Source organism: Paeniglutamicibacter kerguelensis (assembly GCF_017876535.1).
Classification (GTDB): Bacteria; Actinomycetota; Actinomycetes; order Actinomycetales; family Micrococcaceae; genus Paeniglutamicibacter; species Paeniglutamicibacter kerguelensis.
On the sequence record NZ_JAGIOF010000001.1, the window covers coordinates 3,575,050 to 3,597,281 of the forward strand.

At 63.9% G+C, this 22,232-nt stretch carries 16 protein-coding genes; 11 read left to right on the top strand and 5 right to left on the bottom strand.

Translation table 11 applies throughout. The features are described from left to right. Positions 1-23: 23 nt before the first annotated feature. The 4 genes from gcvPA to JOF47_RS16325 all read left to right on the top strand — a co-directional run bounded on the left by gcvPA (position 24) and on the right by JOF47_RS16325 (position 4,601). The gene (gene gcvPA / locus JOF47_RS16310; protein WP_210000311.1) at positions 24-1,394 is read left to right on the top strand and encodes an aminomethyl-transferring glycine dehydrogenase subunit GcvPA; all 1,371 of its coding nucleotides are present in this window, start codon (positions 24-26) and stop codon (positions 1,392-1,394) included. Between the two features lie 2 nt (positions 1,395-1,396). Next, positions 1,397-2,998: an aminomethyl-transferring glycine dehydrogenase subunit GcvPB gene (gene gcvPB, locus JOF47_RS16315; RefSeq protein ID WP_210000312.1), complete on the top strand. Its 1,602-nt coding sequence runs from the start codon at positions 1,397-1,399 to the stop codon at positions 2,996-2,998. A 734-nt stretch (positions 2,999-3,732) separates the two neighbouring features. Further along, positions 3,733-3,897, top strand: a complete 165-nt coding sequence (locus JOF47_RS16320; protein WP_210000313.1) for a hypothetical protein — start codon at positions 3,733-3,735, stop codon at positions 3,895-3,897. Positions 3,898-4,280: 383 nt separating this feature from the next. Continuing rightward, positions 4,281-4,601, top strand: coding sequence for a DUF805 domain-containing protein (locus tag JOF47_RS16325; RefSeq protein ID WP_245356401.1), 321 nt, complete (start codon positions 4,281-4,283; stop codon positions 4,599-4,601). Positions 4,602-5,010: 409 nt separating this feature from the next. On the opposite strand, the gene JOF47_RS16330 is transcribed toward JOF47_RS16325, so the two are convergent. Both JOF47_RS16330 and JOF47_RS16335 read right to left on the bottom strand, forming a co-directional pair. After that, entirely contained in the window at positions 5,011-5,769 is a 759-nt protein-coding gene (locus JOF47_RS16330) for an SDR family NAD(P)-dependent oxidoreductase (protein ID WP_210000316.1), read from the bottom strand. Between the two features lie 19 nt (positions 5,770-5,788). Beyond that, positions 5,789-6,937: an ATP-NAD kinase family protein gene (locus JOF47_RS16335; RefSeq protein WP_210000318.1), complete on the bottom strand. Its 1,149-nt coding sequence runs from the start codon at positions 6,935-6,937 to the stop codon at positions 5,789-5,791. Positions 6,938-7,045: 108 nt separating this feature from the next. Here JOF47_RS16335 and JOF47_RS16340 point away from each other — a divergent pair, with 108 nt between their 5' ends. The 7 genes from JOF47_RS16340 (at position 7,046) to JOF47_RS16370 (ending at position 17,258) form a co-directional block, all read left to right on the top strand. After that, positions 7,046-7,711 carry a GntR family transcriptional regulator gene (locus JOF47_RS16340; RefSeq protein ID WP_210000320.1) on the top strand — a complete coding sequence of 222 codons (666 nt, stop codon included), beginning with the start codon at positions 7,046-7,048 and terminating at the stop codon, positions 7,709-7,711. Positions 7,712-7,977: 266 nt separating this feature from the next. After that, positions 7,978-9,567, top strand: coding sequence for an amidohydrolase (locus JOF47_RS16345; protein ID WP_210000323.1), 1,590 nt, complete (start codon positions 7,978-7,980; stop codon positions 9,565-9,567). Between the two features lie 608 nt (positions 9,568-10,175). Then, the gene (locus JOF47_RS16350; protein ID WP_210000326.1) at positions 10,176-11,495 is read left to right on the top strand and encodes an ABC transporter substrate-binding protein; all 1,320 of its coding nucleotides are present in this window, start codon (positions 10,176-10,178) and stop codon (positions 11,493-11,495) included. Then, entirely contained in the window at positions 11,492-12,466 is a 975-nt protein-coding gene (locus JOF47_RS16355; protein WP_210000328.1) for a carbohydrate ABC transporter permease, read from the top strand. The genes JOF47_RS16350 and JOF47_RS16355 overlap by 4 nt, the downstream gene beginning before the upstream one ends. Beyond that, the gene (locus JOF47_RS16360) at positions 12,463-13,365 is read left to right on the top strand and encodes a carbohydrate ABC transporter permease (RefSeq protein WP_210000331.1); all 903 of its coding nucleotides are present in this window, start codon (positions 12,463-12,465) and stop codon (positions 13,363-13,365) included. Before JOF47_RS16355 ends, JOF47_RS16360 begins: the two co-directional genes overlap by 4 nt. A 3-nt stretch (positions 13,366-13,368) precedes the next feature. Further along, positions 13,369-15,090 (top strand): amylo-alpha-1,6-glucosidase, encoded by a 1,722-nt coding sequence (locus tag JOF47_RS16365; protein ID WP_210000332.1) that lies wholly within the window; start codon positions 13,369-13,371, stop codon positions 15,088-15,090. 119 nt (positions 15,091-15,209) lie between these two features. Beyond that, positions 15,210-17,258 carry a beta-galactosidase gene (locus tag JOF47_RS16370; RefSeq protein WP_210000335.1) on the top strand — a complete coding sequence of 683 codons (2,049 nt, stop codon included), beginning with the start codon at positions 15,210-15,212 and terminating at the stop codon, positions 17,256-17,258. A 303-nt stretch (positions 17,259-17,561) separates the two neighbouring features. On the opposite strand, the gene JOF47_RS16375 is transcribed toward JOF47_RS16370, so the two are convergent. The 3 genes from JOF47_RS16375 to JOF47_RS16385 form a co-directional block, all read right to left on the bottom strand. After that, positions 17,562-18,998 carry an IS1380 family transposase gene (locus JOF47_RS16375; RefSeq protein ID WP_210000338.1) on the bottom strand — a complete coding sequence of 479 codons (1,437 nt, stop codon included), beginning with the start codon at positions 18,996-18,998 and terminating at the stop codon, positions 17,562-17,564. 121 nt (positions 18,999-19,119) lie between these two features. Continuing rightward, the gene (locus JOF47_RS16380; protein ID WP_210000340.1) at positions 19,120-20,766 is read right to left on the bottom strand and encodes an amidohydrolase; all 1,647 of its coding nucleotides are present in this window, start codon (positions 20,764-20,766) and stop codon (positions 19,120-19,122) included. A gap of 100 nt (positions 20,767-20,866) precedes the next feature. Further along, positions 20,867-22,189 carry an MFS transporter gene (locus tag JOF47_RS16385; RefSeq protein WP_210000342.1) on the bottom strand — a complete coding sequence of 441 codons (1,323 nt, stop codon included), beginning with the start codon at positions 22,187-22,189 and terminating at the stop codon, positions 20,867-20,869. Positions 22,190-22,232: the final 43 nt, after the last annotated feature.

Below are 22,232 nucleotides of genomic sequence, written 5' to 3' on the forward strand. Positions count from 1 at the left end.
ACAAAAGCAGGAGGCGACCTTCCATGCAAAATTCCACAGTTCACCCTTACATTCCCAATACGGTGCCTTCGGTCATCGAGGAAATGCTCGCGGTCACCGGAGCATCCAGCATCGAGGAATTCTACGAAGACATTCCCCAAAGCCTGCGCGTCAAGGGCCTGTTGAACCTGCCGGAGCCGTTCCTTGCCGAGGCCGAGCTGGAAGAGCACGTCACGGGCCTGCTGAACAAGAACCGCAGCACCCGTGAGGTCATCAGCTTCCTGGGCGCCGGGGTTTACAACCACTATGTTCCATCCGTCGTGGAAGAGGTCATCAACCGCAGCGAGTTCCTCACCGCCTACGCTGGCGAGCCCTACGAGGACCACGGCCGCTTCCAGGCGTTGTTTGAATACACCTCCATGATGGGCGAAATGCTCAACATGGACGTGGTCAACGTGCCGACCTACGACGGCATGCAGGCCACGGCCACGGCCCTGGCCATGGCCGGACGCATCACCGGACGCTCGAAGATCATCGTCGTCTCCGACGTGAACCCGGACCTGCTCTCCAAGGTCACCGACTACGTGCGAAGCCACACCGAGCTGGTCTTCGTACCGACCGTCAACGGCCTGGTCGACACCGCCGCACTTGCGGCACAGGTCGATGACGCCACCTCGGCCGTCTGGATCCAGACCCCAAGCTTCCACGGCGCGCTGGAAACCTCCGGCCAGGCCATCGCCGACCTGGCGCACGAGTTCGGTGCGCTGCTGGTCGTGGGCACCGACCCGATCGCCTACGGCAGCCTCACTCCCCCGGCCGACTGGGGAGCGGACATCGTCTGCGGCGACATCCAGTCCCTGGGCATCCACCAGTGGTTCGGCGGCGGACGCGGCGGCTTCATCGCCGTGCACGACGACCCCAAGTTCGTGATGGAGATGCCATCGCGCCTCTTCGGTCTGGCCAGCACCTCCGTCGAGGGCGAGTACGGATTCGGTGACGTCGCCTGGGACCGCACCTCCTTCGCCCTGCGCGAAGAAGGCAAGGAATGGGTGGGCACCGCAGCAGCGCTCTGGGGCATTGCCGCAGGCGTCTACCTGGCCTCGATGGGCCCGACCGGCATGGCCGATCTGGGCAACACCGTCCTGGCACGCACCGCCTACGCCCAGCAGCAGCTCGCCGCCATCGACGGCGTTGAACTGGGCGACTCGGCCGCACACTTCCGCGAATTCGCTCTCGACCTTTCGGCCTCCGGCAAGACCGCCGCAGAGGTTGTCACGGCCCTGCGTGCACGCGACATCGAGCCGGGCGTGGCCATCGGCGAACACGGCCTGCTGGTCTGCGTCACCGAACGCATCACCACGGCACACATCGACACCTTGGTATCAGCCCTCACCGATTTCCTGAAGGAGAAGTAACAATGGCCCTTCCAGTCAGCCCCAAGCCAGCCCACCGCCGGTTCCACCAGGCCCGTTGGGATGAGCCGATCATCTTCGAACTCAGCACCCCGGGCGAGCGCGGCATCCTGGTGTCGCAGGCCGAACCGGCCGCCGTCGAGGCCTTGGACGGCATCGAGAAGCAGCTGTCTTCGCTGCGCCGTTCCAGCGCCCCCGCACTTCCCGAGCTGGCCCAGATGCGCGTGGTGCGCCACTACCTACGCATCAGCCAGGAGAACCTGGGTGCCGACTTCAACGTCGACATCGGCCAGGGAACCTGCACCATGAAGTACAGTCCCAAGGTCAACGAGACGATCATCCGCACCCCGAAGCTCTCCGAACTGCACCCAATGCAGGATGAGGCCTCCCTGCAGGGCGTGCTGGAAATCTTCTGGCGCACCGAGCAGGCAATCGCGGAGATCTCCGGCATGCACTCGGTGAGCCTGCAGACCCAGGGCGGCTCCGCCGCGATCTGGGCCAACATCTCCATGATCCGCGCCTTCCACGAGTCCAACGGCGAGGGCCAGGTGCGCGACGAGGTCATCACCACGATCTTCTCCCACCCGTCCAACGCAGCCTGCGCCAAGGCCGCCGGCTACAAGGTCATCACCCTGATGCCGGACGCCAACGGCTACCCGGACATCGAGGCCCTGCGCGCAGCGGTTTCACCGCGCACCGCCGCACTGATGATCACCAACCCGGAGGACACAGGGATCTACAACGACAAGATCCGCGAATTCGTGGAAATCGTCCACGAGGTCGGCGGCCTTGCAGCCTACGACCAGGCCAACGCCAACGGCATCCTGGGCATCACCCGCGCCTCGGATGCAGGGTTCGATCTGTGCCACTTCAACCTGCACAAGACCTTCTCCACCCCGCACGCCAGCGGCGGACCGGGCGCCGGTGCCAGCGCCGTCTCGGAGCGACTTGCCCCGTTCCTGCCCAACCCGCGCATCGAAAAGACCGATGCCGGCTTCACCGTGAACTACGGCGGCGAAAAGTCCATCGGCAAGGTCGCACCGTTCTTCGGTGTCGCCCCGAACGTGGTCCGCGCCTACGCCTGGATCGTGGCACTGGGCGCCTCCGGCCTGCGCCAGGTCGCGGAAATCGCCGTGCTGAACAACAACTACCTGCTGGCCCTGGTCCGCCAGATCCCGGGAGCCAGCGCACCGTACGCCGAGGGCAAGCACCGCATCGAGCAGGTCCGCTACTCGTGGCAGGGATTGTTCGAGGACACCGGCATCAGCTCCGAGGAAATCGGCATCCGCATGAGCGACTACGGCATGCACTACTGGACCAGCCACCACCCGTACCTGGTCCCGCAGCCGTTCACGCTGGAGCCGACCGAGTCGTACTCCAAGTCGGAAATCGACGAATACGTGGCCGCGCTGGCTCAGGTCGCCACCGAGGCCCGGGAAAACCCCGAGCTGGTGCGCACCGCCCCGCACAACCAGACCGTGCACGCTATCGACCACGATGACCTGGACGATCCGGCACGCTGGGCCATTACCTGGCGCTCCTACCAGAAGAAGTACTTCAGCGGCGCCGAGGCGCAGTTGGCTGAAGAGCCCGTCTCGGTGGGCTAACCAGACAGATTGTTGACGGATTACCCATGTGGGCTGTCGCCGGATTACCGGTGGCAGCCCACATGCGTATGGCCACGTCCTCGTCCACTTTCGGCCCCGGTCTCGAGCGCATGGGTCCGGGTGCACGTGAGGTTCGTTCAGGGCTTGCGAACCGCCGCCTCTGCCCACCTGGTGATTGAAGCGTTGACGACATGCAGCAGGTTTGGGGCGGCAAGTTTCATGGTGGGCATTCTCCCCTTCATCGTTGGCACCAGATTCGGCATACCGGAAAAATCCACCAATGCGCCCCCGGCGTGACCTTTGACACGGCCACGCGCCATGGGCCATTGCTAGGGAGACTGACTAGTAATTTGATGAGATGTCATACCCCAGTTGTACCTCTCTCGATTGAACGCCCCAGCGAAATCGGGTGATATTTTTGGCGGGCAGCTGCGGCGAAAGGCCCTCGACTTTTCACTATTCGTGTGGACAGTCTCGTGAAACAGTCAACTCGTTTCCATACGGAGGCTCAGGATGGATCACACCAGATACCTGCCCTGTGGCCAGACTCAGCGGAGTCGAGGTTTGCGGGGTCTTACAGGGCCGCCGCTCATGCGTAAGCATTCGTTATTCCCGGATTTCAAGTTGAAGTGGCTATCGGTTGCAGCCGTTCGTTAAATCAATTCCGGGATCTCTTCCGAGCCAAATTACAGATTCCATAAGGTGCCACAGTTGGCAGCCAGAAAGAAGTTGATGTGGACTTCGATTTCACGTTCCGAGAACTTGTCAAGATTGCCCTCTTTGTATTAATTGCGGTGGTGGTTGGATTCATCATCTACTTCGCCGTAGCAATCGCCCCGGAGGCAATCAAGGAGTTCGCCGACAAGATGGTGGCATCCGGCATCAGCATGACTGCCTAGACGCGAAGCAAGGATTGCGGCATTCGAAGCACTTGGCGCTGCAACCCTGCTACTGCCGACGCACCCTGCTGGCCAACATAGGACCTACTTCGCCCGTCGGCCCCAACGCCAAGTTCCGCAACATTTTGTAGCGTCGTATGTCGCAACTTCGTGTCGTTGTCCGGGTTGCGGTTCGAACAATCTGAAAAGACCATCTCACTGAAGGAACACGTACCGTGTCTTACCCTGCTCACCCGACCGCGAACTCCGATGCCTCAAATCCACTAATCCGACTTTTTCTGCCACTTTATGGAGCCAGTTTTGGTGAAGCCGTCAAACGGTACTTCAAGAAATATGCGATCTTCAGCGGCCGTGCCAGCCGTAGCGAATACTGGTGGGTCGCCTTGTTTAACACCTTGGTCGCGCTCGTCGCGGTGGCCGTCATGGGCATCGGTGGCGCGTTCAACCTGGAGCCGAATTCCACCGAGATGCCCCCGGGCGTTGTTCCCGGGGTGTTGCTGTTGATCGTCTATGGCCTTGCCACGTTCATCCCCAATTTGGCGTTGACAGTGCGCCGTCTCCATGACGGCTACTTCAGTGGGTGGCTGTACCTACTCGCCTTTGTGCCGTTTGTCGGGTCGCTGGTCCTCCTGATCCTTGTGCTTATGCCGTCCAGCCCCGCAGGCGTGCGCTACGACAAGATGTGGGAATGGACCGTGGTCTAACCAGCGTCGTAGCCTCGAAACCGTTTCAAGGAAACGTCCACGCTGCCGGATCACGGCAGCGTGGACGTTTCTCGTTGTGCGGCCCCATGCCTGACCGATACACGGCCGAGGTGTCGGGTAGAACTGCAGCACCCGCGTCGTGCCCCTCAGTTTTCCGATCGATACGGAAAAGCGCACGCTTCTCGTAGGCAATGGATGATGCAACATTCAGCGTTGGAAGCGACCCGTCAAGGTCTCCAGTCACATTTCAACGCGCTAAGCCCCGACCAACAATGAGCCAATACATGATGGCTATCGAACCGGGCTTCACCTGGTGCACCTGGCCCTGCTAGCGACAAGGTAAGAAAAGACCCGCCGGTCGAAGTGTTTAGCTTCACCCGGCGGGACTCGGTGGTTGTGCGGGAACAATTTAGGCGATTCCGCCGCCGTCGACAACCAGTGCGGAACCGGTGACGTAGCTGCTGGCATCACTGGCGAGCCAGATGACGGCCTCGGCGATTTCCTCGGGGGTTCCCATGCGCTTGAGCGGGCGGTCGTTGGACTCCTCAAGGAAGGCGGCCTCGGCCTGGGACAGCTGGCGGGCCTCCTCGCGCAGCATCGGGGTGTTGGTGTCGCCCGGGTTCACCGAGTTCACGCGGATGTTGTCCGGGCCGTGGTCGATGGCCAGGGCGCGAGTCATGTTCACGACTGCCGCCTTGGAGGTGCAGTAGGACAGTGCGTCGCCGCCGCCTTTGAGGCCCCAGCCGGAGCCGGTGTTGACGATTGCGCCGCCGCCGTCGGCGATCATCAGCGGGATGACGTACTTGGAGAGCAAGAACGGGCCGCGCACGTTCACGCCCATGACCTGGTCCCATTCCTCAAGGGTGGTGTCGATGACGTTGGCACGGCGGATGATGCCTGCATTGTTGAACAGGACGTTGACGGTGCCGAATTCGGCCGCGGCCGTGGCCACTCCGCGCTTCACGTCTTCATCCAGTGCAACGTTGACGGCCAAGCCCAGGGTCTTGACGCCGAATGCCGCGGCTTCGGTGGCAACGGCCTGTGCCGCTTCTTCGTTGATGTCGAAGATCGCGACGTTGGCGCCTTCGGCAGCCATGGCCAGTGCCGTGGCCCGGCCGATGCCGGATCCGCCGCCGGTGACGATTGCAGACTTGTCCTTCAAACGCATGAACTGCTCCTTATGGTGTTTAGGCTCGAACCTGGGCATCAGCGGTGTTGCTGATGGGATAAATTACTTCGGCTTTCGCCCCGGTAAATACTTTGGTGTAGCCACAGATCGTGGCGTCCAGTTCGGGATGTCCCGAATCGACCCAGAGCGGTCGCCCGCCCAGGGAAATCATTTTGGAGGGCGTGGCAACGATCTTCAGTTCGCTGCGTTGCAGCACGCGGTAGTCGATCTGTTGGTTGCCGCGCCCGATGACGAAACCTTGTTGCCCCAGCGGGGTGACCACGATGGTGGCGCCCTCGGCGGGAACCATCGCGTTCAGCGTATCCGCGTCGACGTCCTCGGCGATGAGTTGGCCGTTGCAAACAACGTCCACTCCCAGTCGGGTCAATTCCAAATCCAGTGCGCTGCCGATCGCCATGGTGGTGCTACCCGGGCCAAGCACATAGTGGCGATCCGGGACCATGGTGGCGGCGAATGCCATGCCCAACGAGCGGGCGGCATTGATGTCGGAGGCGGGGCTGCCGGACTTGCGAGGCTGAAGCCGGCGAGAGTCCGAGGGGACCCGCAGCGTCCCGTAGAGGCTGGGAGTCGCAAGGCCTTGGCGCAGTTCGTCTTCGTCAATGTCCACGACTTCGCGTTCGTCGCTGCAACGGTTGGGGTTGGCGAGCCAACCCGCAGCCAACGCGCCGGTTTCCGAAGGTGTCAAGCCGAAGACGCCCGAGTAGATCTTGACGCCTGCGGGGATGCCCAGCACCGGGATGCTGGATCCGATGGCGTCGAGGATGTCGCGGGCCGTGCCGTCTCCCCCGGCAAACAGCAGGAGGTCGACACCGGCGGCGGCCATGTTCCGCGCAATTGATTTGGTGTCTTCGGAACTCGAAGCCCCGGGGTGGATGGCACCCGAGGCGATAATCTTGTGGGGAATGCCGACATCGAGCGCATCGGCACCCATTTCGTCAGCACCTGCGAGGATTCGCACGGCAACCGGGGATGATTCCAGCCCGTCCAACAGCCGGCGAACAGCTTGCCCGGCCCTTTCCGGAGCCAGGGGTTCGATCCCGGCACGCTTGGCCAAATCGCGAATATTCGAGGCGTCACTGCCCTTGTGGGCCATGCGGCCGCCGAGGCCGGCCACGGGATTCACAATCAAGCCAATCGTCACGTCCATTTGTGAACTTCCTCTCATATTTCTGTATACAGTATACTGAACCCAGTCTCTAGTACAATAGAGGTGATCAAATCCGGTGCTTCATCTATCGAGAACCAGGGGGCGACAGTGGCAATTCAACGCCAATCACTGCGCGAACAGATCGAAACAGAAATCATGAACCGCGTCGGCGCAGGCGAATTCGATATGGGCGAGAGCATCAACGAGGTGACACTCTCGGCGGAACTCGGCGTCAGCCGGACTCCATTGCGCGAGGCGCTTATTTCGCTATCCCAGCAGGGTGTCATTACCCGCATTTCCGGCAAGGGCTTCCGCTGGGCCCCCATAAGCGAGCGGGATTTCGCCGAGGCCGTGCAGATCATTGCGGCCCTCGAGTGCCTCGCACTGGAACTCAGCCCCGCTGACGAACTGAACGCGATTGCGCCACGGGTCATGGATGCCGCGAAGGCGTTTACGGCCACCGAAGCCCTGGCCGAAGAGGTCAACAGCCACGACGACGACTTCCACGAGCTCCTGCTCTCCAAGTGCCCCAATCGGCGGCTCCTCGAGACCATAGCCTCGCACAAGGTTGCCCTGCGGCGCTACGAAAAGTTCTTCGTCGGGGCCAAGGACCGCGTAGAACGAGCCGCGACCGAGCACTCGGCAATCGCCAAGGCGCTTATCGAGAAGGACCTCACCGCCGCCAAGGCAGCATTGACTGCCAACTGGCTCAACAGCACCTCGCGCATCGGCAAGGCCATGGCGAACAAGGACGACAGCCGCGCCCGCGTCTAAACCCGGCGCGCTCCACATACACACCCGGCCTCCCTGCACGCGCAGGGAGGCCGATTGCTTTCCCGGCAAGGTCATTTTGGGACTCCGCGCGCCCGTCGGGAGACCCCCTGCCATTCGCGATTCGGCTGCCGGTGTCACAATTTCCCGAATACCGGCCACGTCGCAAAGAATCCTTGTTCGGAAACCGTGCGCCCCATACAGTGCAACGTATTCGAAGTAGGTTCTTCGACATCGGCATATATGTACTGCATGACAAGGGGCGCTGCATGGATTTCACGGTGTATGAGAATGCCGTATTCCACACATTGGATTCAACGAATCCCACGGCATCGTCACTCGTGACGGCGGAAGGTCGCATTCACTTCCTCGGTTCCGTTTCCGAGGCCCGCGAATTCGCCTCGAAGGCCAAACGCATCGACCTCGCCGGGGCACACGCCATGCCTGGACTGGCCGACAGCCACGTCCACACCGCCCAGTTGGCCCTACGCCGGGCCGAAGTGGATTTGGCCCCGGCCACATCCGCCTCCGAAGCCGTCGCGCTCGTGGCCGCCCGGGCCGCGATGCTCGATCCAAGGGACAGCACCAGCTGGATTTTCGGCGGACGCTGGAACCACCGGACCTGGAACAACACTGAACTTCCCGACCTGAGGGAACTTGATGCGGTCACCGGCGGGCGCCCCACGGCACTGCATCATTCGGACCTGCATACCTACTGGCTGAATTCCGCAGCCCTGGAATACCTGGGCATCGATTCGGCAACACCGGATCCCAGCGGCGGCACCATCATGCGCGACGCTTCGGGAGCGGCGACCGGCATCCTGTTGGAAGCCGCGGGCTTCTGGGCCGGCCGCATGCTGGAGAACGTGACCCGGGCAGATCTGGCAACCTACCTCCCGGCAACCCTCCGCGCACTCACCGCCCAGGGCATCACCACCCTCCACGACATCGACGGCATGGATGCCTGGGACGCATTTTCCGACCTGCACCAACGTGGCGAACTGCCCCTTCGCGTCAACAAGGTCATGCCCGTCAGTGCCCTCGAATCGCTGATTGAGCAAGGCATACGCACGGGCCAAGGCGATGCATGGCTGCGCCGCGGAGGAGTGAAGATCTTCTCCGACGGGTCCCTTTCCTCCGGCACCTGCCTCATGCATGCACCCTACGGCCACACTCATTCCGAAGGCCTTGCGGTGACAGGGGCGGTAGAACTCAACAGCCTTGTCTCATTGGCCAACCGCAACGGGCTGTCGGCCGCCGTTCATGCAATCGGCGACCGCGCCGTGTCCAACGCCTTGGACGCCTTCGAACATGCGGCGGCGCAATCCGGGGACAAACCCGCCGCGGCCAACCGGATCGAGCATGTCCAGCACATCGCGCGCCGGGATTTGGGGCGTCTGGCCGCCAGCGGCGCGTTGGCCTGCATGCAGCCGGCCTCCTGCACCTCGGACATCGAGCTGGTGGACGACTTGCTCGCTGACCATGACGTACTTTCCTACGCCTGGGCCAGCATCGTGGATGCCGGAGGCACCGTGTCGTTCAGCTCGGACGCTCCGGTGGAAGACACCAACCCTTTCCACAGCCTGTTCGCTGGAATTACCCGTCAACGCCCCAACGGATTCCCCGCCGGGGGCTGGCAGCCCGAGGAAATCCTCACCAGGGAACAGGCCCTGCACGCGGCGGCCACCTCACACACCATTGCCACCGACGAATCTCACCTCAAGGGAACCCTGGAACCCGGAAAACTCGCGGACTTCATTGTCCTTGACCGCGACCCAACCACTTGTGTGCCGCTCGAACTCCGCTCAACCCAAGTAAACATGACCGTGATCGATGGCGACATCCGCTGGTCCGACTAGTTCAAAAGCAGAAAATCTTGAAGGTTTTCAAGCGAGGAATGACCTTCGCTGCGACGCTCGCAATCGGTCCTCTCACCGGATGCGAAGGCCGGTTTTTGGCGTAAACGCCATCGGACCCTCGAAGCGCCTGCACCGAGGCGTTCGAGAACACAACTCCCGCAGGCTTGCCCGGCCGGGCAAGTAGACGGCCCGCGGCGACCTAAAAGGCCGTCCCAGCGCTGCACGCGGCACGGGCCGCGTGAGTGCCCCGCCGCGTGGCCAATGCGGGTGCGCGGGGTCCTCCACGCGTCTTTCTTGGCCAAATTTAACCCAAAACACTTTGTTCGATTGCGAACAAATGCAACCAAAAAGGTATGCCATGTGCAATATCACTAGAGGTGGGCATGGAAATTGCAAGTCTTTAGGCGGCCATGCGCCAACCGGCGAGTCCGGACCTTCTTTCAAGTTCAAACATAAGCAAACAAAGTGACACTTGACACATCGTGTCTCATGTATACAGAATACAAGCACTGCTGTGGCGTCGATCACTCCATCCTCTCGGGGTAGATCGCATCATTTCGAGCCATTGCGGCGAAGAATCGACCGTTCTCACCGAAAGAGGTATTGGCATGTGGAATTCCAAGGATCTGAAAAGAAGAAGCGTTCTGTCCCTAGGCGTCGCCGCGGTCTCCGCTTTGGTCCTGACCGCATGCGGCGGCGGTTCCGGAACCACATCCGGCCCGGCAGCGGGCGGCAACAGCTCCATCGTTTTCAGCACCTGGGGCACCCCCGAGGAATTGACCCGCTTCACCGAATTCAACACCGAATTCATGAAGCGCCACCCGGAGATCAAGGTCAAGCTCCAGCCCGTGGCCAGCTACGGCGAGTACCACTCCAAGCTCCTTGCCCAGCTCACCAGCAAGACCGCACCCGACGTCTTCTACGTTGGCGATGACAAGCTCGGGCAGTTTGTCAGTTCCAAGCGCCTCATGCCACTGGATGACCTGATGGCATCCGACGCCAGCAAAACCAAGAAGGACGATTTCTTCCCCGGCACCTTTGGCGCCGCTCAGCAGGAGGGCATCACCTACGCTGCACCGAACGACGTCAACAGCGACGCGTTCTGGTACGACAAGAAGGTCCTGGAAGAGGCCGGCATCACCGAGGACCCTGCAACCCTCGCCGCCGAAGGCAAGTGGACCACCGACAAGTTCCTTGAAATGAATGACCAGATCGCCGCCAAGGGGCTGATCGGCTCCATGTTCTGGAACTACTGGGCCACCCACTACGGCTGGATCTCCGCACAGGGAGGCGCCGCGTATGACGCCTCGGGCAAGTTCGTGGGCAACTCCGACCCCAAGACCCTGGCCGCTGTCGAAACCCTTGGCAAGTACTTCCAGGACAAGAAGTTCGTCGACGCAGATTCCCTGCCCTCCGGCGCCGGCGCCGACAGCAAGTTCGTGACCCACAAGGCCGGATTCTTCGCCCAGGGCCGCTACACGATCGGCACCCTCAAGGGCGCCAAGGTCCAGGAAGGCTACGACGTTGTCGACTGGCCGACCCCGGACGGCAAGCCGGCACCGACCGGCGTTGCCGCCTCCTACCTGGCGATCAACACCGACACCAAGAACAAGGATGCCGCGTTCACGTACTGGACCGAGTTCCTCTCCGCCGAGGGCCAGGAATTCCGCCTGACCGGCGGCGGCAACGCGGTGCCGTCCATCAAGGGCGCCGACGAGGTCGTGCTCGAGGACAACTACCCGACCCACGCCCAGACCTTCCTGGACATGCGCGACGTCGGCTTCGCAAACTACGCCGCCGAAGGCGCGGTCCCGGCACTGTCCACCGACATCTCCGACCTGTTCCTTGAGCTCTACCAGGGCAAGAACAACGCCCAGGGAACCCTCGACAAGGTGGCGGCCCTCATCGCGTCGAAGACCGGCAAATGAGCACCACACTCGCGGAGCAACCCGCGCGAGTGAATACGCGGCGGTCCTCCGCCCAAGCCACTCCCCCGGGCATGCGCAAGGAAGCCGGTTGGCGCAAGCGCGACCGCGCTTGGGGTTATGTCTTCATCGGCCCGCAGGTCATTGGCATGGTCTTGTTCGTGCTCATTCCGTTTGGCGCAAGCCTGGTCCTGGCCTTTGCGGAATGGGACGGCCTGACGGACCTGACGTGGGTGGGGTTCAAGAACTTCACCGACCAGCTCGCGGACCCGCTGCTGCACAAGTCGATCATCAACACCCTGCTGCTGGCACTGATCACGGTGCCGATCGGGCTGGGGCTGGCGGTCGTCATCGCGGTGGCCCTGGAAAAGCTCAAGACCCGGACCCTGTACCTGATCCTGTTCTTCGCACCCGTGGTGACAAGCACCGTGGCCGTGGCCATGATCTGGCAGCAGATGTTCCGCGCCGACGGGATCTTCAGCGCCACCATAGGCAAGATCTTCGGGATCACCCCGCCGGACTGGCTGGGCGACCCGAAGCTCGCACTGATCGCCGTGTCGATCGTGTCGATCTGGTCCTCGCTGGGCCTGAACGTCATCATCTTCCTGGCCGGCCTGCAGAACATCTCCCCCTCGGTCATCGAGGCCGCACGCATCGACGGCGCCGCGTGGTGGTCGCTGTTCACCAAGATCCGGCTGCCGCTGCTCTCCCCGATCGTCTTCTTCTCCACGATCGTGGCGTTCATTTCCTCGATGCAGACCTTTGACACGGTGTTCATCCTGACCCAGAACGCGGGCCCGGACAACGCCACCCGGACCATCGTCTACCACATCTACGATTTGGGCTTCGGCCGTTTCCAGTTCGGTCCCTCCAGCGCCGCCGCGGTCATCCTGCTGGTCATGACGCTGGTCATCACGGCCATCCAGTTCGGCGCCCAGAAGAAGTTCGTCCACTACGAGGATGATGCAGCATGAGCACCCTGAACCTTGAAGAAACGAAGGTCCCCGCGGGGACCACCCCGAAGGCGCCGATGCGCGAACGCCTGGCGGCCATCGGCGTCTCCTCCACGCTGCACATCGTGTTGCTGGTTGCGGGCATTGCCATGGTCTTCCCGTTCCTCTGGATGATCGCCACCTCGCTCAAGGGCCTGCCGCAGCTGCTGCAGGACCCGCTGAGCTTCTGGCCCGACCCGTGGACCTGGTCCAACTTCGCCGACGCCTGGAACGCCGTCCCGTTTGCGCAGGCCTACCTCAACAGCATCTACATCGCCGTGCTGTCCATCCTGGGCACGCTGGTCACCGCGTCGATGGCCGGGTACGCGTTCGCGCGGATCAAGTTCCGCGGTTCCAAGTCCATCTTCGTGGTCTTCCTGGCCACGCAGATGATCCCCTCGCAGGTCACCTTGGTGCCCTTCTACCTGCTCATGAGCAAGATGGGGTGGATCGACTCCCACCTGGCGTTGATCGTCCCGGCCATGATGGTCAACCCGTTCGCGGTGTTCCTGATGCGCCAGTTTGTCCTGGCGCTGCCCAAGGAGCTCGAGGAGGCTGCGGTCATCGACGGCGCGAGCCGCTGGCGCATCTTCTGGAGCGTCATCCTGCCCAACCTGAAGCCGGGCCTGGGCGTGCTGGTGATCATCACCGCGCTGAGCGTGTGGAACAGCTTCCTGTTCCCGCTGGTCCTGTTGAACTCCCCCGAGCTCTACACGGTGCCGTTGCTCCTTGCGTCCTTCACCAGCCAGTTCGGGTCGGTCAACTACGGACTGGTCATGGCGGCATCCTCCATCGCCACCATCCCGATCCTGATCGCCTTTGTCATCGGCCAGCGCCGCATCCTGAACAGCATGGCCGCCTCAGGCCTGGGAGGAAAATAACAAATGCTTTTCCCGACCGAAACCGCGAGTGCCCGCGAGAACCTCGAGGCCGCCGGCGGACACCTGGACCTCATCCAGGCGCCGTTCACGCTGCCGCGCTCGCGGCTGATCGTCTTTGCGCAGGGTGATGGCCTGCGCGTGTGCACCTCCGAATACGAGAAGCGGCTCAGCGAGTGCCTGGTCTTCGAGAACCTCCGGGTGCACGGGCCCGAGGGTTGCATCCTGCCCGTCACCCGGGTCCTGCCGCACGTGATCGAGTTCGGCGGCGGCGCCATCACGCTGAGCTTCGCCGGGCCCTCGGGCCTGAGCATCGGACCGGGCCCCGGGCAGGGCGGGCCCGCAACGGTCCGCTGGCAGACCCCCGACGGCCTGACACACTCGATGTCGGTCGGCGAAGCCCCCGCCGGCTCCATGCTCTTTGCCATCGATTCCGCTCGCACGGCCGTGGCCGTGCATTCGGTCCGGCACACGGCCCATGTTGCGGCGACCGAGTTGATCTGGCTGGAGTGGTTCGCCAAGTGCCCCGCGGTCCGCGAGGACCTGCGGGACATGGCCGCCTTCTGCTGGTGGGTGCTGGGCGCCAACATCGTGGAAATGCCGGCGCTGGGTTCGGCCCGCGCGGTGGTCCCCTCCAAGATCGGTTACGTGGGCCTGTGGCAGTGGGATGCGTACTTCATTGCCGTGGGTTTGCGCCACGGCGACCCGGAGCTGGCCCGCGAACAGCTGTCCCTGGCCTTCGGCTTCCCCGGAACCGACGGCCAGCTGCCGGACGTGGTGCACGAGCTCGGCATCCTGGCCACCAGCGACGACCTTCCGGCCTCCGACCGCGAGACCCTGCGCCGTGCGGGATCCTCAATCGCCGACCCCTCGGCCCCGGTTCCGCTGACCAAGCCGCCGCTGGCCGCCTGGGCGCTGCGCAAGGTCCTGGAAGCGGATCCCGCCGAGGACTGGGACGGGGCGGACTGGGTTGAAAAGCACCTGGCCACGCTGCGCAACTCGCAGGACTGGTGGTTCGCGGCCTCCGACCTGGACGGCGACGGCATGCCCGAATACGGCCACCCGTACTCCTCGGGGCTCGACGACAGCCCGATCTTCGACGGGCCGCTTCCCACCACCGCGCCGGACCTCGGCGCCTACCTGGTGCTGCAGGATCTGGAGCTGGCAGGATTCGCCGAGCGCCAGGGCCACGCCGGCGCGCAGGAACTGGCGCAGAAGCACCGGGCCAGGGCCGCCCGCACCCAAGAGCTGCTCCTGGGCATGTGGGACGAGCGGACAGGTTTCTTCCACGCCCGCGCCGCGGGGAACCCCGTGCCCAGCCATGCGGTGGTCGGCCTGATGCCGCTGCTGACCGGTTCGCTGCCGGAAGCCATCAAGCAGCGGCTGCTCGGCGGCCTGGCGGACCCGGCAAGGTTCGGCACCCCGTGGTCGATTCCCACGGTTGCCGCCGACGACGCCGACTTCTCCACCGAGCGCATGTGGCGCGGACCGGTCTGGATCAACACCAACTCGCTGGTCATAGAAGGTTTGCGCAACTCGGGCGAGCCCGAACGTGCGCGCGATCTGGCCGAGCAGACGGTGAATCTTGTCATCCACGGCGGCGGCCCGCACGAATACTTCAACCCCGTCACCGGACAGAAGGCCAAGACGGCGACCACCGCGTTCGGCTGGTCCGCCGCGCTGTTCATCGACCTGGCCGTGCAGCTGACGAACGACGAAAGCTGGTAGCCCCGAGCGGGCTCACAGGCAACTCCGCCGGCCCCCGCACGGGGCCGGCACACCCACGGAGCGGGACGCTCCCACCGGCAAACACCCGGCGGCAGGTGCCGCCACAGAAAGGAACGGACATGCCCGAACCCCGGTCCATCCGGCTAGACGCCCTTGCCTACGGCGGGGACTACAACCCCGACCAGTGGTCCGAGGAGACCTGGCTGGAAGATGCCCGGCTCATGGTCGAGGCCGGGGTGAACATCGTCAGCCTTCCGGTCTTCTCCTGGCCGCAGCTCGAGCCGACCCCCGGCGTGTACAACTGGGGCTGGCTTGACCGTGTCATCGAGGTGCTCTGGGACGCCGGCATCAAGATCGACCTTGCCACCGCCACCGCAACCCCGCCGTCCTGGCTGATCCGCCGGCACCCGGAAATGCTCCCGCGCAACGTGGACGGCCAGCAGCTGGAATTCGGCTCCCGCCAGGCCTATTGCCCCAGCTCGCCCATCTGGCGCGAAAACGTCGCCCGGATGACCCGCGCGATGGCCGAACGCTACGGCAACCACCCGGCGCTGGCGCTGTGGCACATTTCCAACGAATACGGCGACCACGTCTCGCGTTGCTGGTGCCCGGCCTCCGCCGCGCATTTCCGGGCCTGGCTGCGGAACCGCTACACCACCCTCGAGGGCCTGAACGAGGCCTGGGGCGTGGGCGTGTGGGGCCAGCGCTACACCGAATGGGACCACATCGAGCCGCCGCGCACCGCCACCGGCCCCATCAACCCGACCCAGCTGCTGGACTTCGAGCGTTTCTCCTCCGACGCGCTGCTGGAACTCTTCCAGGTGGAAATCGACGTGTTGCGCGAGGTCACCCCGGACATCGCCGTCACCACCAACTTCATGTCGCTGCTGCGCGACCTGAACTACTGGGACTTCGCCGCGGTGGAGGACCTCGTCACCGACGACGCCTACCCGGACCCGGCCGACCCGCTGGCCCACGTCTCGGCGGCGCTGAACTACGGCCTGATGCGCTCGCTGAAGGGCGGTGCGCCGTGGCTGCTGCTCGAGCAGTCGGCCAGCGCGGTGAGCTGGCGCGAGGTCAACGTGCCCAAGGCCCCCGGGCAGATGCGCATCGACTCGATGCAGGCCATCGCCCACGGCTCCGACGGCGCCATGTTCTTCCAGTGGCGCCAGGCCAAGTTCGGCCAGGAAAAGTTCCACTCGGCGATGCTCGGGCACCGCGGCGAGGAATCGCGCAGCTTCAAGGAAACCAAGGCCCTGGGCGCCGAGCTCAAGAAACTGGAACCCGTCCGCGGAACGCGCGTGCGCGCCTCGGTGGGCCTGGTCGTGGACTGGGATTCCTGGTGGGGTTCCTCCGCCACCGAGTCCCTGCCGTCCCAGCGCCTGAACTACGCGGCACAGGCCCGCGCCTGGAATGCTGCGTTCTTCCGCCTCGGGCACCCTGTGGACACTGTGCGCGCCACCGACTCCTTCGAGGGCTACGACGTCGTCGTGGTCCCCAACCTCTACATCGCCAGCAACGAGCAGGCCGCGGCCCTCACCGCGTTCGTGGAGCGCGGCGGCCAACTGGTCGTAGGCCCGTTCAGCGGCGTCGTCGATGAGACGGAGAAGGTCCACGCCGGCGGCGCACCGGGCCCGCTGCGCGAGCTGCTGGGCATCGAGGTCGACGAGCACTGGCCGATTCCCGACGGCATCCACGAAAAGCTTGAGGTCGCCGGAGAATCGTTTGCCGTATCCATCTGGAGCGAATGGCTCGAGCTCATCACCGGCACCGAGGTGCTGGGGTCGCACACCAGTGGCGAGCTGGCGGGACGCGCGGCGGTGACCCGTCGTGCCGGCTCCGGCACCGGTGCCGCCTGGTACCTGGGTGTGGTACCTGAGGCCGCGGGCCTGGACGCACTCTTCCGCCGGGTGCTTGAGGCTGCGGGGCTTCCCGCACGCGAGGTACCGGACACCGCGCTGGAGGTGGTGACCCGCAGCGACGCGGACACCGACTACACGTTCGTGCTCAACCACGGCACCGAGCCGCTGGCGGTGACTACCCCGCAGGATTCGGTTGACCTGTTGGGCGTTCCCGTGGCGGACGGCGTTGTGACGTTGCCTCGCTACGGCGTTGCGGTCCTGGCTTCGGCACGGACCGGGGCCGTGCCGTTCATCGGACGCGCCTGACCAAAAACAAACACATGATGCCGGGAGGGCGCTGGACGGAAACGTCCAGTGCATTCCCGGCATTTGCTTGACAGCGTCGCATGGGCCGGTTGCCTGGCCGCGATGTGAACTACCGGACCTGACGAACCTAGCCTCGATTTTTCACCGGGTGCCGGCAGGCCGCTGATTCCGTGATTTTCCCGGGATCGGCGGCCCGGCTGTTTTTCGGGCATGCAGGGATGGCCATGTCGCCGGCATGGGCGCCGGGTTCCATCTCCCGGAAGGGGTCTCTTTCGTCTCGAAGGGGCTGTTGTTGGCGGGCCGTTATGCCGTCAGGTGCCCGTTTCGCCATCGGTGCCGCAACCGGGTGTTTCCCTCGAGTAGCGTGGTGAAGAGGTTGGCTTCGGGTGCCGCCTCGGGGACCAGCAGCCGTCGCCGCCGTGCGCTGCTGGTGAGTTTTCCGGCGATCGAAAACAGCCGGTAGCGCCATCGCTTCAGGTCCCAGACCCCGGCCGCATGACCTGCAGGCAGGATCGCCACTTGCATCCAGGACACGAGGTTCAGCGCAAGCACGGCCAGGTTGGCCCAGAGCTGGTTGGCCGCGAACGCCTTGAATGGCAGCTTTCCCAGGCCTGCGTTCTTGAGGGTCTTGATGCGGTTTTCGCACCTTGCCCGGGCTCGGTGCCGGGCATCGAGGAATGCGACGTTGTAGCGCGGGGCATTGGTGAGGAACGCGGTCACGCGGTGCCCGTCGACGTCGAAGAGCGAGGCCTTCGCCCCGGGATGCAAGGGTTCGGCCCGCAAATAGAGACGGGTGCCTTCGGGGTAGTCCTTGAGCTCGATGACCTTGGTCGCGTCGATGACCCAGGCGTCGTGGCGCTGGTTTCCGTGCTGGTCCAGCGCTTGTTCCCAGTGCTCCTTGTTGTTGATCCAGCCGATGAAACGTTCGTTGGGCACCGGCAGGGCGAAGGAGGTGGAGAACTGGAGTCCCAGCACATACAGGTGGTGCAGGAATTCGCGGGAGGCGCCGGCGCTGTCGGTGCGCACCAGGATCCTCTCCGCGGCCAGGTTCCCCTGACCGTCGCGCATCGTGTCGGGCAGCTGCCCCAAGGCCTCGGAGAGCACGGTGATGTGATCTTTCGCGGAATTCGCACCCTTGTTTCCCGGCCGCAGCATCGCGGCCAGGATCTCCCCGGTGCCGTTGTCCTTGCCGTAATCCACCGAGGCAATCATGGGCGCGAACCCGTACCCGCCCTTGTAGGTTCCGGCGCTGTTTTCCTTTTCGGAGTGCGCGGTTACCAGGGTCGCATCGATGTCGATCACCAGCGGGTCCAGACGGGTGGCCAACGCTGCGGGGTTCCGTTTTCCGGCCGCCGCCCAGATCCGGGAACGCAGCCGATGGCTGAGGGTGGAAAAGCCGTGGGCGAAGGCCTCGGGCTGGTCGGCGGCACGTGCAACGAACCGGGACACCGTCGCGTCCGAGGGGACCGGGCCGAAGAGTCCGGGGCTGTTGCGCAGCACGTCCAGGTCCGAGACGTGTTCCCCGCCGCCGGCGAGCATCACCGCGAGCGAGCCGAGGATCCGGCCCGGCCGGTGAGTGGCTCGTTCGGGGACGAATTGGGAGAAGCGGTCCTCGCACAGGGCACCGAAACCGGTCGCCTCCACGAACGAGGTCAGCACGTTCAACCCGGCATGGGAAATGAGCGACTGGCCGGTCAAGGCCGCCGGAACGGAAGGGAAAACGCGGGTAGTATTGATCATCGAAAAGGTGAGTCCTGATTTGGGTGGATAAAAGGTGTGGTTACCTCTATTTTCCCAGTTCAGCTCACCTTTTCGTCGTTAAAGACGCTTAATGACATCCGCAACTCATGAAAACGCCGGGCTAGCTTGCGTGGCCCGCCGCATCGTACACGGTGCGCCCGCCAATGATCGTGGCCCCGATGGAGACGTCACGGATCTTGGTCGGGGCGAGCTCGAACAGGTCATCGGAGAGCACCACGAAGTCGGCCAGCTGGCCCACGCGCAGCGTGCCCTTGTCCTTTTCCTGGCCCACTGCGTACGCCGAACCGTGGGTGTAGGCACGCACTGCCTCGTCCACGCTCAGCCGCTCGTCCGGGCCCAGGACCCGGCCCGTTGCCGTGGTGCGGTTGACCATGTCATGGATGGAGACCAGCGGATTGCCGTCGGAGACGGGCGAATCTGTCGCGCCGGGCAAAACCATGCCTGCGGCAATGAGCGACTTCATCCTGTAGATCAACGGCGCCAGAGCGGGGTCGACCGCGTCCATCATCCCGTCGCCGAAATCCGAGATGAACACCCCCTGCGGAACCGGAATCAGCCCCAGACCTGCCGCGCGGGCGATCTGGGCATCGGTGCTCAACGCAAAATGCTCGATGCGGTGACGCACGCCGGGTCGCGGAAGAAGCCGCTGGGCTGCTGCAAAACCGTCCATGGCATGGTCGATTGCGGCATCCCCGATGGCGTGGGCGGCAACGGACCACCCGGCCCGGTGGGCACCGACGATCATGGACTGCAACTCTTCCGGGTCGTGCTGCATCATGCCATGGTTGTCCGGTTCGCCGTGGTAGCAGTGGTGCATTGCCGCGGAACGCCCGATGAACGAGCCGTCGGAGACGATCTTCACCGGCCCGACGCGCAGCCTGTCGTCTCCCAGCCCGGTGCGGATGCCCAGATCCAGTCCGAACCACCCGTGGTCCTTGAAACCTTCCAGCTCATGCAGCGTGCTGCAGTAGGGCATCAGTGTCACACGGGTGCGCAGCACGTCCTCTTCCACCGCGCTCTGGTAGGAATGGAAGTCGGCCGGGGTGTTTCCCAGCATCTTGTAGTCCCCGATGCCCGGTTCGGTCACCGAGGTCAGCCCGTAGGCGACGGCCTGCCTGTTGGCCAGATCGAGATTTCGCCGCACCTCGTCCAGCTTCATGGGGCGCACCAGGTCGTAAATCAGCTGCATGGCCCGCTCCTGCAGCAGTCCGGTGGCGGATCCCGATTCGTCGCGCTGCACGTGGCCGCCGTCGAAATCCGGCACGCCACGGCCTCCGGGGTGCCCGGCCAGTTCGAAAGCCCTCGTGGAGGCCACGCCCATGTGCCCGGAGACGTGCTCGAGGTAAACGGGGCGCCCGCCCGCGGCCCGGTGCAACTCGGCACCGTCTGGATGGGACTCCAGGAAGTTCTGGTCGTAGCCCGACCCGCGAACCCAGGCGTCGGCAGGCAGCGTGGCGGCGTGCTCGGCCACCGCAGCGTAAACATCGGAAAGATTCCGTACCCGGGTGGGCCTCAGGTCCAAGGCGGCAAGCCGCGCCCCGGTCAACGAGAGATGATAGTGCGCGTCATGGAATCCGGGGAGCACCGGTGCACCCCCGAGGTTTATCACGCGATCGGCGTCCACGCCCTCAAGTTCCTCGTCGAACCCGACAATGCGCCCATGCAACACGCCAATGCGTGTGGCGGTGGGCCTGGTCGAATCCAGCGTTCGAATGCGGGCGTTGGTGTAGATGGCGTCAATGCGCACGGAGTCACTCCTAGGGTTCTAAAGACTTCAAGTACTTCGTTGACGGGACACGTCCCAGGGGTGTGACCCGGCAACGGGTTATGCGGGAAGGCTCAATCGTTTAGTGGTCGGCGGCCACTGGTTGGGCGACGGCCTTCAAGGAACTGCGGGCAGCGGCCCGGGAAAGACCGGCCACGCCCACGATGGTGGCAATCAACATTGCGCCATAGAACGCGGCAACACCCCAGGGACTGCCATTGGAGCTGTTCAGGATCCATTGCGCCACCAACGGCGTAGCACCGCCGATGAGCGAGGAACACAGTTGGTATGCGAGCGAGACGCCCGTGTAGCGGATGTTCGCGGGGAAGGCGGCGGCTAACGCATTGGCCAGCAGCGCGTAGTACGCGGTCCCACCGATGGTGGTGATGTACAGGGTGATGGCGATGTTTACGGGGTTCGCGGAAACAATCGCTAGGAAGAATGGAACCACCATGATCACCGCGAGCAGCAGGCCTAGGATCATCACCTTGGTCGCGCCGATCTTCTCGGCAATCAGCGCTGCAATGGGCTGCCAAATGAATTGCAGCACCGCCATGCCCAGCAGCACGTTCAGCATTGTCTGGCGTTCGATGCCCAGGGAGCCAGTGGTCCAGGAGAGCATGAATGTGTTGGTGAAGTATGCCAGCGAGATGCCCATGATGGAGGCGACGATGCCCAGGAAAACGATGTTCGGGGCAACCCGGAAGACCTCGGCGATCGGTGCCTTGACCACGGTGTTCGCTGCCTTGGCGGCCTCGAAGTCCGCTGATTCCTCGACCTTGATGCGGATGATTAGACCCACGATCACCAAGACCGCGGAGAGGAGGAACGGGATCCGCCAGCCCCAGGACAAGAAGTCCTCGTCAGGCAGCAGGCCGACCAGCATGAACATGGACGTAGCCAGGATGGACCCCGCCGGGGATCCCTGCTGCACCCAGGCACCGGCTAGCCCCTTTTTCTTCTCGCTGGCGTTTTCGGTGGCCATCAAAACTGCGCCGCCCCATTCACCACCCACAGCAATGCCCTGCAGCGCGCGAAGAACAATGAGCAGGGCGGGGGCCAGTGCGCCGATCTGGGCGTAACCGGGCAGCAGGCCGATCATCGTGGTGGCGGCACCCATCATCAACAGCGTGATGACCAGTACGTTCTTGCGACCGAGCTTGTCACCGAAGTGCCCGAAGATCATTCCGCCGATGGGACGGGCCAAGAAGCCCACCCAGAATGTGGCGAACGAGGCCATCAGAGCGGCACCCGGCGCAGCGCCCGGGTAAAAGACGTGTCCGAAAACGAGGGCTGCTGCGGTCCCGAAAATGTAGAAGTCGTACCACTCGATGGCGGTTCCGACGAAGGCACCGGCCATGGATCGGCGCTGACGCCCGGCGGCGTCGGTGATGGTTTGGGACATAGGAGGGACTTCCTTTGGATGCGAGTCATCGATGACTAAACGT

Bases quoted from the DNA above. Each gene is read 5' to 3' on its own strand.
- JOF47_RS16335 (WP_210000318.1), bottom strand. From the start codon at position 6,937: ATGGACGTGACGATTGGCTTGATTGTGAATCCCGTGGCCGGCCTCGGC.
- JOF47_RS16350 (WP_210000326.1), top strand. From the start codon at position 10,176: ATGTGGAATTCCAAGGATCTGAAAAGAAGAAGCGTTCTGTCCCTAGGC.
- JOF47_RS16370 (WP_210000335.1), top strand. From the start codon at position 15,210: ATGCCCGAACCCCGGTCCATCCGGCTAGACGCCCTTGCCTACGGCGGG.
- JOF47_RS16360 (WP_210000331.1), top strand. From the start codon at position 12,463: ATGAGCACCCTGAACCTTGAAGAAACGAAGGTCCCCGCGGGGACCACC.
- JOF47_RS16365 (WP_210000332.1), top strand. From the start codon at position 13,369: ATGCTTTTCCCGACCGAAACCGCGAGTGCCCGCGAGAACCTCGAGGCC.
- gcvPB (WP_210000312.1), top strand. From the start codon at position 1,397: ATGGCCCTTCCAGTCAGCCCCAAGCCAGCCCACCGCCGGTTCCACCAG.
- JOF47_RS16330 (WP_210000316.1), bottom strand. From the start codon at position 5,769: ATGCGTTTGAAGGACAAGTCTGCAATCGTCACCGGCGGCGGATCCGGC.
- JOF47_RS16385 (WP_210000342.1), bottom strand. From the start codon at position 22,189: ATGTCCCAAACCATCACCGACGCCGCCGGGCGTCAGCGCCGATCCATG.
- gcvPA (WP_210000311.1), top strand. From the start codon at position 24: ATGCAAAATTCCACAGTTCACCCTTACATTCCCAATACGGTGCCTTCG.
- JOF47_RS16345 (WP_210000323.1), top strand. From the start codon at position 7,978: ATGGATTTCACGGTGTATGAGAATGCCGTATTCCACACATTGGATTCA.
- JOF47_RS16375 (WP_210000338.1), bottom strand. From the start codon at position 18,998: ATGATCAATACTACCCGCGTTTTCCCTTCCGTTCCGGCGGCCTTGACC.
- JOF47_RS16355 (WP_210000328.1), top strand. From the start codon at position 11,492: ATGAGCACCACACTCGCGGAGCAACCCGCGCGAGTGAATACGCGGCGG.